16 protein-coding genes are annotated in these 15,793 nt (G+C 66.7%); 4 read left to right on the plus strand and 12 right to left on the minus strand.

The window, feature by feature from the left end:
* Positions 1–8: 8 nt before the first annotated feature.
* From ACTWQI_RS24990 to ACTWQI_RS25010, 5 genes are all read right to left on the minus strand, one after another.
* Complete coding sequence (locus ACTWQI_RS24990) at positions 9–1,634, minus strand: Flp family type IVb pilin (RefSeq protein WP_443273934.1); 1,626 nt, start codon at positions 1,632–1,634, stop codon at positions 9–11.
* A 213-nt stretch (positions 1,635–1,847) separates the two neighbouring features.
* Complete coding sequence (locus tag ACTWQI_RS24995) at positions 1,848–2,357, minus strand: DUF3995 domain-containing protein (RefSeq protein WP_443273935.1); 510 nt, start codon at positions 2,355–2,357, stop codon at positions 1,848–1,850.
* The gene (locus ACTWQI_RS25000) at positions 2,354–2,704 is read right to left on the minus strand and encodes a DUF6191 domain-containing protein (protein WP_443274002.1); all 351 of its coding nucleotides are present in this window, start codon (positions 2,702–2,704) and stop codon (positions 2,354–2,356) included. The genes ACTWQI_RS24995 and ACTWQI_RS25000 overlap by 4 nt, the downstream gene beginning before the upstream one ends.
* Positions 2,705–3,146: 442 nt before the next feature.
* Positions 3,147–3,302 carry a hypothetical protein gene (locus ACTWQI_RS25005; RefSeq protein WP_443273937.1) on the minus strand — a complete coding sequence of 52 codons (156 nt, stop codon included), beginning with the start codon at positions 3,300–3,302 and terminating at the stop codon, positions 3,147–3,149.
* Complete coding sequence (locus tag ACTWQI_RS25010; RefSeq protein ID WP_443273939.1) at positions 3,299–4,021, minus strand: hypothetical protein; 723 nt, start codon at positions 4,019–4,021, stop codon at positions 3,299–3,301. Before ACTWQI_RS25010 ends, ACTWQI_RS25005 begins: the two co-directional genes overlap by 4 nt.
* A gap of 199 nt (positions 4,022–4,220) precedes the next feature.
* Here ACTWQI_RS25010 and ACTWQI_RS25015 point away from each other — a divergent pair, with 199 nt between their 5' ends.
* The gene (locus tag ACTWQI_RS25015) at positions 4,221–6,614 is read left to right on the plus strand and encodes a Tox-REase-5 domain-containing protein (RefSeq protein ID WP_443273940.1); all 2,394 of its coding nucleotides are present in this window, start codon (positions 4,221–4,223) and stop codon (positions 6,612–6,614) included.
* Between the two features lie 22 nt (positions 6,615–6,636).
* The gene (locus ACTWQI_RS25020) at positions 6,637–7,365 is read left to right on the plus strand and encodes an Imm52 family immunity protein (protein ID WP_443273941.1); all 729 of its coding nucleotides are present in this window, start codon (positions 6,637–6,639) and stop codon (positions 7,363–7,365) included.
* Positions 7,366–7,699: 334 nt separating this feature from the next.
* On the opposite strand, the gene ACTWQI_RS25025 is transcribed toward ACTWQI_RS25020, so the two are convergent.
* The 3 genes from ACTWQI_RS25025 to ACTWQI_RS25035 form a co-directional block, all read right to left on the minus strand.
* Positions 7,700–8,359: a DUF4360 domain-containing protein gene (locus ACTWQI_RS25025; RefSeq protein ID WP_443273943.1), complete on the minus strand. Its 660-nt coding sequence runs from the start codon at positions 8,357–8,359 to the stop codon at positions 7,700–7,702.
* Positions 8,360–8,913: 554 nt separating this feature from the next.
* Entirely contained in the window at positions 8,914–9,510 is a 597-nt protein-coding gene (locus ACTWQI_RS25030) for a hypothetical protein (protein WP_443273944.1), read from the minus strand.
* 152 nt (positions 9,511–9,662) lie between these two features.
* Complete coding sequence (locus ACTWQI_RS25035) at positions 9,663–10,118, minus strand: ATP-binding protein (protein ID WP_443273945.1); 456 nt, start codon at positions 10,116–10,118, stop codon at positions 9,663–9,665.
* Positions 10,119–10,484: 366 nt separating this feature from the next.
* On the opposite strand from ACTWQI_RS25035, the gene ACTWQI_RS25040 reads away from it, so the two are divergent.
* Together ACTWQI_RS25040 and ACTWQI_RS25045 are read left to right on the plus strand one after the other, a co-directional pair.
* Positions 10,485–11,336: a DUF5753 domain-containing protein gene (locus tag ACTWQI_RS25040; protein WP_443273947.1), complete on the plus strand. Its 852-nt coding sequence runs from the start codon at positions 10,485–10,487 to the stop codon at positions 11,334–11,336.
* Between the two features lie 12 nt (positions 11,337–11,348).
* A complete protein-coding gene (locus ACTWQI_RS25045) occupies positions 11,349–11,540 on the plus strand; it encodes a hypothetical protein (protein WP_443273949.1) in 192 nt (63 codons plus the stop codon).
* A 58-nt stretch (positions 11,541–11,598) separates the two neighbouring features.
* Here the strand turns inward: ACTWQI_RS25045 and ACTWQI_RS25050 are convergent, their stop codons facing one another.
* The 4 genes from ACTWQI_RS25050 to ACTWQI_RS25065 form a co-directional block, all read right to left on the minus strand.
* On the minus strand, positions 11,599–12,096 hold the full coding sequence (locus tag ACTWQI_RS25050; RefSeq protein WP_443273950.1) for a hypothetical protein: 498 nt from the start codon (positions 12,094–12,096) through the stop codon (positions 11,599–11,601).
* Entirely contained in the window at positions 12,093–14,213 is a 2,121-nt protein-coding gene (locus ACTWQI_RS25055) for a hypothetical protein (protein WP_443273952.1), read from the minus strand. Before ACTWQI_RS25055 ends, ACTWQI_RS25050 begins: the two co-directional genes overlap by 4 nt.
* Before the next feature lie 386 nt (positions 14,214–14,599).
* Entirely contained in the window at positions 14,600–15,172 is a 573-nt protein-coding gene (locus ACTWQI_RS25060) for an OmpA family protein (RefSeq protein WP_443273954.1), read from the minus strand.
* A gap of 3 nt (positions 15,173–15,175) precedes the next feature.
* Complete coding sequence (locus ACTWQI_RS25065; RefSeq protein WP_443273955.1) at positions 15,176–15,733, minus strand: hypothetical protein; 558 nt, start codon at positions 15,731–15,733, stop codon at positions 15,176–15,178.
* Positions 15,734–15,793 lie beyond the last annotated feature (60 nt).

Genomic DNA, 15,793 nt, shown 5'->3' on the forward strand with positions numbered 1-15,793 from the left:
GGTCCTGGTCAGTTCGCACAGTAGCTGAACGGCACATACGCACGCCTTCCGTTCTTGGGGGCACCGAGGAACTCGGCCTTCTCCAAATTCTTTTCACTGGACGACGACGTCACGGAGCCGCCGATACCGGCCACTCCCAGGTTGATGTCGAGCCCGACCTCACTGGCGTCGGTGACGTTCGAGAAGCTGGTCTTGCTGGACACCCCCTTCTCGTAAAGAAGATGTCCGAAGGGGTCGGAGGCGCCGGGATCCGTGGTCGGCACCGGCGGCTTGGTGAACATGTACTCGAAAGCCTTCAGGGCGCCACCGCCCGCGAAAAGCTGCCGCTTGATCCTGTCGGCCTCGGCCTTCGAGACCGTACCCGGATCGAACGAGATGGTATTGGTCACCACATCGATATCGCTGCTCCTGCCCTTTCCCGTGCCCGAACCCTTGCCCTTGTCGGGGCCGTCCTTGAGACCGGCACTGCCTTCGAGCGACGTCTCGGTGGTCTGCGTCATGGTGATCGACCTCAGCTCACCGGTCTTCTGGTCCGTGGTGATGGTGTACGCGCCGGTCCGCGAGCCGGCGGCCTCCCCACCTGCCTGCACCGGACCGGCCTCGCCCTTGGCGTAGGCACCGCCCTTCGCGGTGGCCGAGTACGTGTAGGACTTGGTGCCGTCGATGTCGTTCTTCGTCCAGGTCACGTCCCCTGACAGGGAGATGTTGACCCCCACCTCACCCTTGACGCCCGGAGGCTCGATGGTGCCGTCCCCGTCCCCGGAGTCCCCGTCGCCGCCGTCGCCGTCCCCCGGCCTGGTCCCGGACCGGTTCCCGGATCCCGGTTCGGCTGCCAGCCCCGGCCCGAACTGGAGACCTGCTGTCGCGTTCGCCTGGGCCGAGATCTTCCCGGTGGTGATGTGCCGCTCGCCGAGCTTGTTCTTGAGGCGCTCCTGGAGCCGTTCCTCCTCGGCCTTGGGCCCCTTGCCGAACCAGCTCGCGACCTCCGTCGTCCCACCCACGATCGGGCTGAGGTTAGAGGCGTCGTTCACGCGGTCGAGCGCCTTGAACCTCTCGATGTCGTGCCGGAACTGATTGGCTTCGTCGGCACTGTCGAAGACCCAGGTGTCGCCCTTGGTGACGGAGAGGCCGGCGCCGAGCTCGACCTTGTCCTTGCCGACGTCGCCGATCTTCACCTTGGCCTTGGGCTCGACCTTGCCCTGTACGGAGCCGGTGTCGGTGAAGGTGAGCTGCACCTGCCGGTCGTTCTTGTCGATCTTGCCGTCTTTGTTGACGTCCTTCTTGGCCTGGATCGTGGTCTCTTCGAAGCCGTACTCCCCGCCGAACTCCACGCCCAGCCCGCGGAAGGAGACCTTTACCTTGCCGCCCGCGGTCCCGGCCTTGGCGTGCGTCTGGCAGGTGGCGGGCTCGAACTTGGCGTTGGGGTCCTCGGCCGTCTCCGTGCCATCCGTACCGTCCGTGGAACAACTGCCACCGCCCACGGACGAAATGGCGCAGGCGATCTTCTTGCCGATGGTCGTGCCGATGCCGGCGATGGTGACGGCGAGCATGATCGCGATGACGACCACGATCATGCCGATGTATTCCACGGCAGTCGCGCCCTGGTCGTTCCTTAAGCCCCCCTTGGCGCTCATCCCCGCCCCTCCCCCGAGACGCGCTCCCACGGGAGCGCTTGGATGCGCTCATGCGCCACACCGCCGTACGGCGCCCCACCCGTCCCACACATCCGTGATGCCTCTCCCCCGGTCTCTCCTGGTCTGTGGGGCACCTTACGGAGAAGTCATCGTCAGGTCGTGGGCCCGTGGACCCAATGTCCTTGGCTGATAGCCCAGTTGAGGGCGGAGCAATTAGCGGCTGGACGCGGGTGGCGGTTCTGCGTCGGTATGCCTGCTGGACCGAAGGGCGGCGAGGCCGAAGGCCAGTCCTCCGGCGATGAACCAGGGGTTCCAGAGGGCCAGCGTCCAGGCCCGCTGCCCCACGCTCACGGAGGTGTCCAGGTGCGTTGTGTTGGTCAGCAGCAGCACCTCGATACCGATGCCACGGGCCAGTAGGAGGGCACTGACGCCCCACCCCAGCCACCTTGCCAGCAGCGCGGGAACGCCCCGGAGCCTGGACCGGGCAAGCAGCCATGCCAGCAGGGCGCCGAGGAGGCAGAGCGCACCCACACCCCACAAACCGGCTACGACGAACCACAGCGGGCGCTCGGTGGCCAGCGGACCGGCGGAGATACTCAGCCCCACCTCCCCGCCGACGGCCCAGTAGAAGTGCAACCCGGCGAACGCGGCCGCCCACAAGCAAGCGATACGCCCCCACAGCGTGGACGGTTCTGCGCCCGTTCCCTCCGGTTCGCGTTTCACCGCCGGCACTCAAGGGCATCGCGCCTGTCAGCGCACGGGCCGTCCGCTTCCTGTGGCAACACGATGAACGCGGTGCCCTTGGTCAGGTCGATGCTGGAGCGGGGCGGCGCACCGTCGCTCTCGTCGTCCCGCCGCAGCAGCTCCACCCGCCGCTGCTCCAGCTCTGCCGCCTTGTTTCCGTTCACGACCGCCGTGAATTCATCGAAGGCCGTATTCGACAACGACCGCCCCGTGCGCCTGCGTAGCCACGGGATCAAGCCCAGCCCCGTGAACCACCGCCACGCGCCCTCCACCAGGGCGAACAAGACCAGTAGACACACGAACGCCGGAAACGACATGGCCCACATCGCCACAGCCGGCCCCCCATCATCCTCAACACAGTTGACGGTCGGGAAACGGCGGAGGGGTCGGCGTCGTTCCCATCGGACGTGCGGACTGGGAGAACTTGGGACTCCAGCCATCGGTCCGCGCGTAGACCGCTCGCACAGACACTCCGGCGCCCAGCCCGGCAGCGTCGTATGTCACCGGATAGGGGTGGCTCCCAATCTCGTTGCCGCTCACGGACCTGTGCCACGGTCCAACTCCGCCACGAACAGAGCAACGTGGTTCCCATCCCCATTGCCCGAGTGGCTCCCGTCCACCCTGTCGAAAACAGTTCGGATAAGGCACCCCACCGGCGGTTCAATTCCCGTACGAGATCAGCCAGATGTTCCTCGGCGGTCGCCACCGTCTCATTCCACTCGGGCCCGTACAACCCGGTGAGGCTGCCGCTCTCCCAGAGCGGGATAATCAAGAAGCCCTCCCCCTGGTCACGGTCCACTCCCCCGTGACCGGCTCCCCCTCGTCAACCGTCGGCCCGGCCGCCGGTACGGGCTCGGCGAGCAGCGCCTCGACATCGGACACGGCCCGACCGGTCTCGAACGCCTCCCCGGCCCGGGCAGTCACAGCGTGGTCCGGTCCATCGGGCGCGGCAGCGGCTGCAGCGCCCCGGCCTCCCTCAGCCGCAGGTAGGCCTGGACTACGCCCTCGGTGTCACCGTGTGCCGCAATGTCGAGGAGTACGCCGCCACCGCGTAGCTCCTTGCGGGCGGCCGTCATGCCCTCCGGCAGCAGGGCCGCGCGCCCTGCGGACAGGTAGCCGACCCAACCGACGGAAGGATCGCCGACGGCGAAGTCGGCATCGTCCTCCAGGGCGTCGAGCACGTCATCATTGCTCACGTCGCCGAAATCGGGCTCCCACACATCGGCGGCGACGGTGAGAAGCTCAAGGTCGGGGATCTCGGCGTCGTCCGGCGAGTTGATGGCGATCACCATCGACTGGAGCAAGAACTCCGGGGTGCCGCCCGCCAGGCCGCTCACCTCGACTTCCCACCCCGGCTCGCCCGCAGTGACGAGTCGGAGCCCAGTGCCGGTGACGGCCGACCAGTCGTCGGCCGCCTGAGCCGCACGCAGGGCGACGAGGAGCGAGGCCTCATCCGGCCGCAGGTCGGTGGCGGGCCCGGAGGCGTGGATATGCCGCCACGTCCACACCTCGCCCGCCCCGGACCCGGGAACGGACGCCGGGAGAAGCCCTACGAGCCGATCCAAGGTCAGCTTCCAACGTCCAGCCAGCGCCTCGACCGACTCCTCCCGGGGCCCCCAGAACCCTCGCACCACACGTCGCATGCCTGCCTCCGCCGCCTCTCGTCCTCGGGACCTCGGGCCAGGGAGCTTTGGGCCCTGGGGCCCATGACGCGCCCAACGGCTTGCCCATAGCGTTCACATCATGTCTGCAATAGGTGGGGGATACGCGGGAGTTGGGCCGCTGGACGGAGGGTCCGGCACGGGCGCTGTGCCGCCCGCGTATGGAGGGGGAAGGCAGCCGATGCCGCGGCCGCTTACGGCGGTCTTGGTCCTGGTCCGCGTCCTGTTCGGACTCACCCTGCTGGGCGCGGTCGGGGTGCTGCTCACGGCGGCATCGGTGGATGCAGTCGACGGCGAGCTAGTCGGCCTTTTGCTGTATGCGGCTGCGCCTGGGGTGGCCGGGTTCGTGCTGACCCGGCTGGCCTGGTCCGGCGGGGTGTGGATCTGGCGCGGGTTGCTGGCTGTCCAAGCGTGGTTGATCGTGGGGGCGTTGGGGACGCTGGCCGACGGCAGTGGCCGCGGTCTGACGCAGCTGGTGGTACCGGTCGTCGTCATCGTGCTGCTGTTCCGACGGGCGTCACGAGAGTGGTTCCTCCTCCCCGAGCAGGAGCGGGTCGAACGGCGGCCGTTCAGCATCGCTCGGATGATCCGGTGGCGTCGTGACGGCGGTCAGACGTCGGTGGAGTACATCGGGCTGCTGGTCGTGGTCATCGCGGTCATCGTGGGTCTGGTGACGGCCGGATACACGACGGAGGTCGGGCGTACGGTCGGCGCGAAAATCTGTGAGGTCGTCGGTACGGAGTGCGGCGGGGACGGCGAGGACGGCGGCACGAGCGTCGAGGCGGGTGACGGCGCGGACGCGGGGGGCGCCACCGGCTCCGGCGGTACGGAGGACGGCAGCGGTTCGGGGAGTTCCGAGGGCACCAGTGGCTCGAGTGGTGGTGCCGAGGGCGGTACTCAGGGCGGCGACGGGTCCGCGTCGGGCGGCGGCGCCGCGAACGGCGGATCCGCGTCTGGATCCGGGAGTTCGGGATCGTCCTCCGGCGGTTCTGAGTCGTCTTCCGTGGGTGGCTCAGGGAACGGCGGTTCCGAGTCCGCGTCCGGCAGTGGCTCAGGGACCGGCGGAAGCAATGGTTCGGACACAGACGGCGACGGGGACGGGGACGGCGCAGCCACTCAGGCCGGAGATGACGACGATTTCGACCCCGGCGACGAGGACGCTCCGGACGACGGCTGGCCCGGCCAAGGCGAGGGCGACGACAACGGCGGGGACGAAGGCGGCGAGAACGAAGAGGAAGAGAGCTGCACGTCGGGAGTCGTCGCGTTCCTCTCCTGCGGCGCCGAACAGGTGGGAGGCGCCTTCGAGGGAATCGTCGTCGACGGCATCTGGGGTGACGTCACCGGCATCGTCGACCTTTTCAAAGCCGAAACCTGGTCCGGCATCGCCGACTACGGCAGCCAGCTCGGCGAGGAGTGGTTGAAGAACTCCGAAGGCGCGAGCGACAAGTGGTCCAAGGGTGACTACCTGGGTGCGATCGGGGACTGGACGGGAGCGTCCCTGAAGACGGGCGTGACGGTTCTGGACGACGTGTTCGTCGGGGACGACGTCCGCGACATGTGGTCCAAGGGCGAGTACGGCCGGGCGATCGGGACGGTCGGCTGGAACGTCGGCTCCCTGTTCATCCCCGGATACGGGGAAGCGAAGCTGGTCGGCAAGCTCGGGAAACTGGGCAAGTTGGGCAAGCTCGGGAAACTCGGCAAAGTCGGCGAGCTCACAAAGAAGGCGACCGAAGCGGGGAGCAAGGCCCGCAAGGCGGCCAAGGCTGGCGACGTCGACGGCGCCGAGAAAGCCGCCAAGGAAGCACGACAGCACGCCGACGACGCTGCCGAAGAGGCAGGGATCAAGGGCTGCACGGTCGGGGTGGGCGGCCCTGCCCGCATCCCGTACGGCGGTGGCGTGGGGGTGCCCGGCACCGGCACCGGCGTCATGGCGGCGCAGCACTCCGCGGTGCCCGTCGGGCTACTCACCGGGAAGAAGTGCGGCGAGGACACGGACCCGGAGAAGGTGAAGGCCGCCAAGCAGGCGGGCAAGGAGGCCGACGAAGCGGAGAAGGCCGCCAATGCGGCCAAGCGCAAGGCTGAGAAGGAGAGGCTGAAGAAGCTTCCGAAGCCGTCCTGGTACAAGGACCTCAAGAACCCGCGCGCTGGCTCCAAGGACGGCGGGGACGGGAAGTGGAAGTCCAAGAAGGCCGATACGTACTCCTATCCCCATGAAATGGGAATGCGGTACCAGGAGCAGGTGTCCGGGATGAAGCGCGGTAAGGAGTACGAGGTCCCGCTCAAGGACCTCAAGGGCAAGCCGGTGGAATTCGACGGCTGGGACGCCAAGTCCGGCACCTACATCGAAACGAAGTGGGGCTATGAAGGGGGAATGTTCTACGACAGGCAGTCAGGAAAACTCACTAAGCTTGCCACGAACAGGTGGGTGACCCAGGCGCAGAGGCAGCTCGATGCGGCGCGCGGAAAGCCCGTCGTATGGCATTTCGCGAGCCCGGACGTGGCCAAGGCGGCACGGAAGATGTTCAGGGACAGGAATGTGAACGTTAAGGTGGTTCACACGCCTGACAAGCCCTGACGAGGCTGGAAGGAGACCGGTAGTGCTGGATGTCGTTGTCAACGGCGGCTGGGGAGTCCGAGAGGAGGGCCCGCAGCAGCTCGCGGAGCGCTGGGTGAACTTCCTGAAAGCGCTCGAAGATGTCGATACGGCGGCCTTCGGCGGCTGGCGCGAAGCCACGGACGACGACTCCACGGCACCATTCATTTCCCTCTCAGCGTCCACGGTCGTCGAGTACGTCACGAGGATGAATCCCGAGCCTGACGTCGGTCGGATCGGCTACACGACATCCCTTTGGTCGGGAAAGCCGGGGATGCCCGAGGTGGTCGTGCATATGAGTGCCGGCGGCACGTCGCCGTACGTCACGGACTCCTGCGCTGTCACCATGCGTTCAGGTGAACTGGACGAGTCGGTGTTGCTGGTGCGCCGCTCGGCAAACATTCTGGGAGCCCTTGCCGAATCCTGGGATATCGATTGGGGCCAGGGCTACAACGATGACGAATACGATGCGGTGGAGGAGGAATTCGACCTCGAAATCCCTGACCCCCGCTGCGGCCGGGTCGGCTACCTCTCCGCCAACCGCGCGGCCCTGGTTCCCGATGGACTACCTGGCACCTACACCCGTACCGCCCACGGTGGACTGATCATCGATCTCACCAGGGACGGTGAGGAGACGCCGGACATCGAGACCGTCCTGGAGACCAACAGGGTGCTGAGGGCGGCCGGAGCTCTGGAGCGACTCCCTATTCCCTTCGACCGGGCGAAGTGGTGAATCGACAGCCTGTGACCAGCCGCGCCACGCGCCTCCGTGTCCGAAGCTGCGGGATCCGAGGACGGTGACCAGACGCGCAAGGTATGTGCGCATGGTGAACTCTCTTGGTGGTGGACGGGATTTCACCGTCAGGTCGCCGCCGCCTCACGCACGGGTTGCCTGCCCACAAGCACATCAATCCGTATCAAGCCAGATCCGCCTTCCGCGGCACGCTTGTGTCACCGCCACGCCTGCACCACGTCGGCGTCGGCGGCCGCGGCGGCCAAGACGCCTTCGGCCGTGACTTCGCCCGGGCACGCTCATCGCGCGTGCCCGGGCGGCGTGTGACAGGCGATCAGCTCTCGGTGCACTGCTTCCACGCGAATCGGTAGATGGTGCTGACGCTGGCGTCGGTCGAATCCATGGTCATGAAGCTGGTCGTCGTCGCCGTGTCGGAGGTTCCCTTGTCGACCCGCAGTTCGGTGTTGATGTTGAAGTTGCGCTTCTTGCCGCAGGGGGCCCAGACCAGTTCTGCGACATCGATGGCGTCGGAGGCCTGCCAGTTGTCGTTGTACGGGCCGTCGAAGGTGTGGGTCCTGGGCACCGTCTCCTGCGAACCCTGGAAGTAGTAGTTGGCCTTCTCCATGCCGGTGGCGCCCTTCTCCAGGTACGCGAACCCGCGGTAGTCGACCTTGGCGATCGCGTACGTGAACCCCTGCGGGACGTGCACGACCAGGCTGAGCTGGCAGTTCTTGCGAAAGTCGACGGGCTTCGCACCGACGCCCACCTGGGCGAGGTACTCGCTGTAGGTGACGGTGAACGCCGTGTTGTCGGGTGCGACGGCTACGGCGGTGGTGTTCTTCTTGCAGCCGGATCCGTTGACAGTCGCCAGCTCGATCTCGATCTTGTCCGACGGTGCGTCGGCGAGCACGAAAGGCGGGGTGGCCTCGGCGGCCGTGGTCGTCGCGGCGAACACCGTCGTGACCGCGCCTAAGAGGGCCAGAGCCTTGCGCATGAGGTCTCCCTTGAACTCCGGTACGACCTGACGGGGCGGCACGGGCGTGCCCGTAGGGATTGCGTGTGCATGCCAGCACATCGTGCCCAGGTTATGAAGACCACCTTTGCGCGTCCGGGTCCGGCGGTGCCGGTCACCGCGGCGAACGGGGCGACCGGCTTCTCGAGGTGATGCTGTCCGGCCGTGACGGCGATCCGGCGGTCGCCACCGCTCCCCGCGCGCGGCGGGCACGTCCGTGCAGCCGGTCGTGGATCGCCTGCGTGGTCTGCGTCGCGACGTCCGCCGCGCCTGCGTGCCGTGAGCAGCAGGTACTCCCAGTCCATGACCGTGGTACCGGTGCCGTGGTCGTGGCGCCGGGCGAGGTCGGCGAGGTCGCGGTTCCCGTCGTGATCCACCCGACCCCACTAGAGCCCGTTCTGTGGCTCACGTGCGCAGCCACAGACGCATACTGCCGGTCGCTCTGAGGCCGGGCCGACCGGGTTCGTTGCTGGCCCGGGCCATGGACCAGTTAGCCATCCGCTGTGTGACTGCGGCGAAAGAACTCGGCGGATACTTCAGAACTTGCCTACGTGCTCCACGGTGCGGTGCCTCAACTGCCGGCTGAACTCGACGCAGAAACTGACGGAGAGCGGCGGCCAGCCCCAGAAGTCGAAGGCGAGGGCGCCCACCGCGAAGTTGGACTCCCACAGCCACTCGGTGACCGAGATCGAGGCACCGCAAGTGGAGCAGGGGGCACTTCCCTCGCCCGTCTCCTTCCAGGCGGCGATGCCATCCCTGAACGGTTGCCAGACCTCCTCGTCCGCCTCGAACTTCTCGGGGTAGTTGATGATTACGATCTTGGTCTCGCACCGCGGGCAGATGGCGTACTCCGCGTCATCCACTCCCTGCCCACCTACGTGGTAGTCGCGCCCGACGATGACGGCCACCGGGCCCGGCAGCCAGTCCGGGTCCGAGGAGTCGGCCACGGCCCGCGCCCAATGGGGGCCCGGCACATAGCCCTTGTCCACGTTCAGGCTGTACACGCCGTCGCTGGACATCTCGCGCGTAATCAGGCCCTCGGTGACCATCCAATCGACCATCTGCTCCGCGAGCGGCCCGGCCTCCTCGCCGGTCACCTCGACATCGACGATCCGCTCGAAGAAGTCACCCATCGTCTGCCACTCCCCTCGATCAGTGTCCGCCACTGTGCCAGGCCCCTCTGACAGCGGGCCGCGTCATCCGGCCGTGCCACGGGCCTCCCCTGTCCGGAGGTGCGGGCGACCGACCGAGATGCACCGCATCCTGGGCAGCGGTGAAGGCTGATTCACCGCCTCGTGGCGTAAGCGACGAGACCGCTACGGGGCAGGAGCGCCCACGACTTGGTGCCCTGCTGTGGCGGCCGTGCCTCGGCGGTGCCCCAGTCGCCACCGCAGGCCTCAGTCACCGCGGCGAGGAGCCACAGGGCTCGACGGCGGCGCCCTTCGCAGGTTGCGACCGCGGTTGGATCGACGTGATGCGGATGCTGGTCCCACAGGATGAGGCGCAGGGCAGCGGCGCGATAGCGCACGGAGAGGTACAGGTCCTCGCCGGGCGTCAAACGGCAGGCGGCGGAGACGAGTTCGGAGGCGGCCTGGACGGCGGCCGGGGCGAAGGCGTCGAGGCCGTGGGTGTGGAGGGTGGAGCGGACTGCCGTACGGGCGATGGCCGCGCAGTGCGACTGGCCCGGGAGGGTGAGGCTGCAGGCGAGATCCTCGGGAGAGGGCGGCCGGGGTGGGCGCATGGCAGTCGGGGCTGAGGCCGGGCAGAGGGCAGTACGCAAGAAGGACATGACTGACTCCCATGGGTGATTGCTGGGTCGGGGGTACGAGGTGGGCGTCGGCGCGCACGAGTGGCTCACGTCATGCGGTACGGGGGCGAGTGGTGGCCTGTCTCCCTGACGCGGGACCGCCCCTCCCAGGGAAAGGAGGACGCGGGCAGGACCGCGTGATGCACTTCCAACTCGCCCGCAGTGAGCGGTGCGTTACTTACTGTAGAGCATGCGTTGGCACGAGTGCCAGAGGAGTGGAGGCAATTGCCTCCAGGTCGGTGGACTTACTACCCGCACCGCGGCAGACTGAGCCCATCCATCGGCAGAAGAAGGGACCGCATGCCGAGCAGAGCCACACCGACAGAGCGTCAGAGACGGCTCGGTGCCGAGCTGCGGAAGATGCGTATCGCAGCCGAGGCAACCACCGAGTACGCTGCCGGGCTTCTGGGGCTCGACCGCACAAAGATCTCCAACATGGAGGTTGGAGTTCGCCCGGTCACCCCTGATCGCGTGCGAACCCTTGCATGCAACTACGCCTGTGCCGACGACAGTTACGTGGCCGCCCTCGCGACGATGGCCGAGCGGAGCGAACGAGGGTGGTGGGAACAGTACCGGGGCTCCCTCCCCGCTGGCCTCCAGGACATCGCCGAACTCGAATGGCATGCGGTCCGAATCCGCACGGCTCAGACAGTCCATCTCCCCGGCCTGCTTCACACTGACGAGTACGCTCGCGCCGTGTTCGGTGCGGTACTCCCCCAGCTATCCCGCCTGGAGATCGAGCTTCGCGTGGCTCACCGCTTGGAAAGGCAGCAAGTCTTCGACCGTGAGACTCCACTCGAGTACGTCGGGTACATCCACGAGGCGGCCCTGCGGATGCAGTTCGGCGGTCAGGAGGTCACCCGCGAGCAACTCGACCACCTTTGCACCATGTCCGAGCGCGACAACATCGACCTGCGAGTGATTCCTGTGGAAGTCGGGGCCTTTCCCGGTGCCGGGCATGCGCTCCTCTACGCCCATGGCGTTGTACCCCAACTCGACACCGTACAACTCGACTCCGCGCACGGACCAGAGTTCATGCACGCCGAAGCCCAGCTCACCAAGTACCGCGCGCACCTGGATTGGATGGAGAAGGCCTCACTTCCCTCTACCGAGTCGCGGGAATTCATCCACGACATCGCTCGTCAACTCTAAAGGAAACCTGAAATGGCCGAGATCAACTGGGAAGATCCCTACTGCGGCGAAGGAAATAACTGTTTCCGCATAGGGACCGACAACGAAGGAAACGCCTACATCGCCTTGACCGGACAGGAAGACCATTACCTCGCCGACAGCCGCGAGGCCCTGCGGAATCTGATCCGCGACATCAAGGCCGGCAAGGCAGACCACCTACTGTGAACAAAGTTGCCTGAGCTGTACGACCTTCTCAGGTACCACTCGAGCCTTCGTGTGCCGATCAACACGATCGGTTTTCCCGTCGATGTTCCCGAGCAATCTCAGGCAGATCAATTACACGAACGTGCGGCAACTCCGCCACCGGGGACTCGACGGCGTCGATCGTATGCACAGGCGGCACATCGTCCGACGACAGCAGTCGTGCACGCGTCGACGTACCTGATGGGGTGGCAACCCAGTAGGCCGACGGAATATCTTCCACCGCCGGATACAGGACCGGCGCCCCTACTGCTGCCGCAAGACGTTGCGCGAACTCACGTTCAGATAGCGTCTCGTCGACGAGCGCGTCGAGTAGATAGACATCCAGCGACTGCGACACATCACCCCGAAGCCTGCGGTAGCCGCAGAGAATAGGCGCAGTCCAGTCCCGTTGACTTTGATCCTCATCGGTGTCGGCGACGTCCACATCGACGGCCCCTGCCCCAACCACCTCAGTCAGAGCCTCAGCGAGCACCTGCGGAGGCACCGGAGGCCCGGCCAGCAGCAAGTCGTAGATCATTCGTAGGTCCCGTCATACACCTTCTTGGCCTTGGCCACAGCCGCCGGATTGTTGGCGAAGCGTGGGTTCTTCGTCAGGGACGGAGAATTGACATCGCCATTCGCCTTGGTGATCTCCTTGAGAGCAGCATACTCATTACGATCCATGTCAACGATTCCCGGACCCGAGTCCGGGTAGATCCGCCCTGACTCCTCGACTCCGTAGCTGCGACCGTTGATCTCATAGCGGTTCGTGTCCTTGTTGAATTTGGCCTTACCCTCGGCAATCGCCTTGATGTCGGCCTCCACATCCGCCTCTCTACCCTTCAATATGACGCTGTTCTTCGCCTTGATCTCGCCGTGCTTGACGCCAGACAGGGTATGCCTGGCATGCGGGAACTTCAGCGTCCTACCAGCAGCAGGCCCGTCGATATTCTCATCGGCAACCCACGCCCTCGTCTTCTTCGCCCTGTCGGCGGCCTTCTCAGCCGCGTCCGCCTGCTTGCGGGCTTCCTTTGCCTGCGCCTTGGCGTCCTCGTCGCAGCCGCTCTCCGCGAGGATGACGTACGGGGAGCGGGACGGGCCGGCGGCGATGACCGTGGTGCCTGCGCCGGAGGCACCGGTAAGGCCCTGGGTGTCGCCATAGGGGATGGTGCGCTGGGGGGCAGAAATGGTGCAGCCGGACTGCCTGGCCCGCTTCTCCGCCGCGTCCGCCGCCTCGTCGGCCTCCTTCGCCGCTTTGTGGGCGCCCTGGACGTCTCCGGCCTCGGCGGCCTTACGGGCCCGGCGCGCCGCGTCGCCCGCCTCGGCCAGATCATCGGCGATCTTGCCCAGCTTGCCGAGTTTGCCGACCTTGCCGACGACCTTCGCCACGTCGTAGCCAGGGATGAAGAGGGATCCGACGTTCCAGACGACGTCGGTGACGGCCCGGGTCTTCTCCCCGTTGTTCCAGCGGTCGCGCACCTCGTCGCCGACGAACACGTCGTCGCCGACCTTCAGCACGGTATTGAGCGAGGCTCCGCCCCAGTCCGTCAACGCGTCGAGGTAGTCGCCGTTGTCCCACTTCTCTCCGGCGTCCTTGGCATCCTTCAGCCACTGGTCCCCGAGCTGGCCGCCGTAGTCGGCGATGCCCGACCACGTTTCGGACTTGAAGAGATCGACGATGCCAGTGAGGTCGCCCCAGATGCCGTCGACGAATACGCCCTTGACGACCTGAGTGCCCTGGTCCCAGGCACAGCCGAAGAAGCCCCAGCCTCCGCAGTCCTCCTCGTCGCCCTCGCCGCCACCAGACACGTCGGTGTCGTCGACGGCTACCCCGGGGACCTCGGGCTCGGGCTCGGCGCCAGTCTCCGGGTAGGTGTCGCTTCCGCTGTCAGGTCCGCCAGTCGAGCTGCCGTCCGCCCCACCGGTGGAGCCGCCGGTTCCGGTCGTTTCGCCGGTCTCCGTGTCGCCGCCGCCCGACGCGGAGCCGTCGCTGCCCTGGTTGCCGCCCTCGGAGCCGCCCGAGCCGGTACCGCCCTCGGAGCCGCCTGAGCCGGTGGCGCCCCCCGTGTCCGCTCCGTCACCCGCCTCGACGTGCGTGCCGCTCTCCTCGCCGCACTCCGTGCCGACGACCTCACAGATCTTCGCTCCGACCGTACGGCCGATCTCGGTCGTGAACCCGGCCGTCACCAGACCCCCAATGACCGCGATGACCACGACCACCAACCCGATGTACTCCACCGACGTCTGACCGCCGTCACGACGCCACCGGATCATCCGAGCGAAGCTGAACGGCCGCCGCGGGCGCCGGCGCACCGGCCGCTCGGCCCGCTCCAGGTCCGGGAGCAGGAACCACTCGCAGCTCTCTGCCCGAGTGAGGAAGAACAGGATTAGCGTCGGAAAGAACAGCTGGGTGAACCCATGCCCCGACCCATCGCCGATGTTGGCCAGGCCACCGACAATCAGCCACACCTGTACGGCCAGCAGGGCGGTCCACACGCCCTTGCCACCCGTCCAGACGCGCCGGGCGAGCAGCCAGCCCACGACTCCGGGCGCGGCACCGTACAGCACAAGACCGATGAGTCGGCCACCCATCGCGTCAGTGGCGAGCGCGGAGCCGAGCAGGCCGAGTCCGCCCAACATCGTTGCTGCGAACAAGACATGCAACAGAATGAGCGCCAGTCGGAGCGGGCGCGGCAACTCACGCCGCCCTCCGCCCGGCCCCGGAAAGGCGCCTCCGTAACCTGATATGCCACCGATCGCAGACATGCGTGACCCCAACCAGCCTTGCCGCTACGCGAGATGAGAAGAGCACTCACGCTACGGCCCGGTCTCGCGCAGCGTCCTGGGCCCCAGGGCCCAACTCCGGGCCCAAACAGCACACCGGCCAGCGAAGATGACGCGGCATATGACACGCATTGATGTGCTGCCGTGGTCGCTGCCCTGCGTATGGAGTTCGCCGGACCGGCTGCCGCCCGGCAACAGTCGGGGGAAGTGGCACGAGGAGAGAAGCCATACGGGCATCTCCCAGAGGGAGATCATTGTCAAGAAGTCCGCTTGAAGGAGATAGTGACGCGGCGATTGGCCTCGCGTCCGGCTTCGGTCTCGTTACTGGCGATTGGGTTCCTCTCGCCGTAGCCACGTACGTCGAAGGCGACGCCTGCACCGAGCTCCTTGGCGAGGATCTGGCGTACGGCCTCGGCGCGCTCACGGGAAAGCTGGTCGCCGTGCGCGGCAGAGCCGAGGTTGTCGGTGTAGCCGTACACCCGGATCTGCCGGGCTTTCTGCCGTTTGATCTCGTCCGCAACCGTACCCAGCCTGGCGATCGCGGTCTGCGACAGGCGTGCGCTGTCCTTGCCGAAGAGAATCCTCGCGCCAAGGGTGACCTTGACCCGTTGCGTGGTGTCCTCGCGTCGGCCGCCGGCGAGGTCGGACTCGGAAGCGATGTCGGCGGCGAAGGGGCGCAGGTTCTTGATCTCCGGTGGGGCGAGGGTTTTCCCCGGCCTCAACAAGCTGTAGGTCTCCGGCGGTGCGCCGCTCGCCATGGCCGGGCCGGTCGAACCACCCAGCGCAAGGAGCAGCATGGCCGTGATGCCGGTGATGGTGTGACGGTTCATGGGTCACCCGCCGAGCATGAATGCAGCGAGGGGGAAAGTCGGCAGTTGGAAACCGACCTGGGAGGAGCCCTTCGGCGGGGCTGGGAACTGGACGGTCCAGTGAACGGTCTTCCCAGGTGCAATATCCGCGATCCGGGAGGTGCACAGACACCGTCCTTCAGTGTCTCTAAGGGCGTAGTAGGCCTTGTTGGATGCTTCGTGATTGAGTGTGGCCCCGCTGAGGCTGCTCGGATTCATCTGTATCTCCTTAGGGTCGGGCGGATTACGAAGCCACCGACTGGTGTAGATGAATGCCTCGGACCCGGTGTTCTTCATCGTTCCAGTGACAGTGAGCCACTTGCCGCCGCCCCCGCGCCGGGCATCGGCAACCGTGAGCACGAGGTCGTCCTGGTTGGTGACCCGGGCGAGAGGGCGACCACCGTTCTGTGCCTTGAGGGGAGAAGCGCCGCCATCGCTGCTCGCGGGGGCGGTCTTGTCGTCAATGCCCAGGCAGCCGGTCGCGGTGAACGCGACGGCGACGGCCATCCCTGCCATCAGGGTCCTGCTGATGGACATCTTCATGGCTTGGTCCCCCTTCGTGTGATGAGTCGTATCGCAACAAAACGCTGGGCCGGACCGCAG

Origin of the sequence: Streptomyces sp. KR80 (assembly GCF_052245555.1) — a bacterium.
Taxonomy (GTDB): domain Bacteria; phylum Actinomycetota; class Actinomycetes; order Streptomycetales; family Streptomycetaceae; genus Streptomyces.

Excerpts from the sequence above, each read along its gene's own strand:
- ACTWQI_RS24990 (WP_443273934.1), bottom strand. The coding sequence starts at position 1,634 with ATGAGCGCCAAGGGGGGCTTAAGGAACGACCAGGGCGCGACTGCCGTG.
- ACTWQI_RS25000 (WP_443274002.1), bottom strand. The coding sequence starts at position 2,704 with ATGTGGGCCATGTCGTTTCCGGCGTTCGTGTGTCTACTGGTCTTGTTC.
- ACTWQI_RS25010 (WP_443273939.1), bottom strand. The coding sequence starts at position 4,021 with ATGCGACGTGTGGTGCGAGGGTTCTGGGGGCCCCGGGAGGAGTCGGTC.
- ACTWQI_RS25015 (WP_443273940.1), top strand. The coding sequence starts at position 4,221 with ATGCCGCGGCCGCTTACGGCGGTCTTGGTCCTGGTCCGCGTCCTGTTC.
- ACTWQI_RS25025 (WP_443273943.1), bottom strand. The coding sequence starts at position 8,359 with ATGCGCAAGGCTCTGGCCCTCTTAGGCGCGGTCACGACGGTGTTCGCC.
- ACTWQI_RS25030 (WP_443273944.1), bottom strand. The coding sequence starts at position 9,510 with ATGGGTGACTTCTTCGAGCGGATCGTCGATGTCGAGGTGACCGGCGAG.
- ACTWQI_RS25035 (WP_443273945.1), bottom strand. The coding sequence starts at position 10,118 with ATGCGCCCACCCCGGCCGCCCTCTCCCGAGGATCTCGCCTGCAGCCTC.
- ACTWQI_RS25040 (WP_443273947.1), top strand. The coding sequence starts at position 10,485 with ATGCCGAGCAGAGCCACACCGACAGAGCGTCAGAGACGGCTCGGTGCC.
- ACTWQI_RS25045 (WP_443273949.1), top strand. The coding sequence starts at position 11,349 with ATGGCCGAGATCAACTGGGAAGATCCCTACTGCGGCGAAGGAAATAAC.
- ACTWQI_RS25050 (WP_443273950.1), bottom strand. The coding sequence starts at position 12,096 with ATGATCTACGACTTGCTGCTGGCCGGGCCTCCGGTGCCTCCGCAGGTG.
- ACTWQI_RS25060 (WP_443273954.1), bottom strand. The coding sequence starts at position 15,172 with ATGAACCGTCACACCATCACCGGCATCACGGCCATGCTGCTCCTTGCG.
- ACTWQI_RS25065 (WP_443273955.1), bottom strand. The coding sequence starts at position 15,733 with ATGAAGATGTCCATCAGCAGGACCCTGATGGCAGGGATGGCCGTCGCC.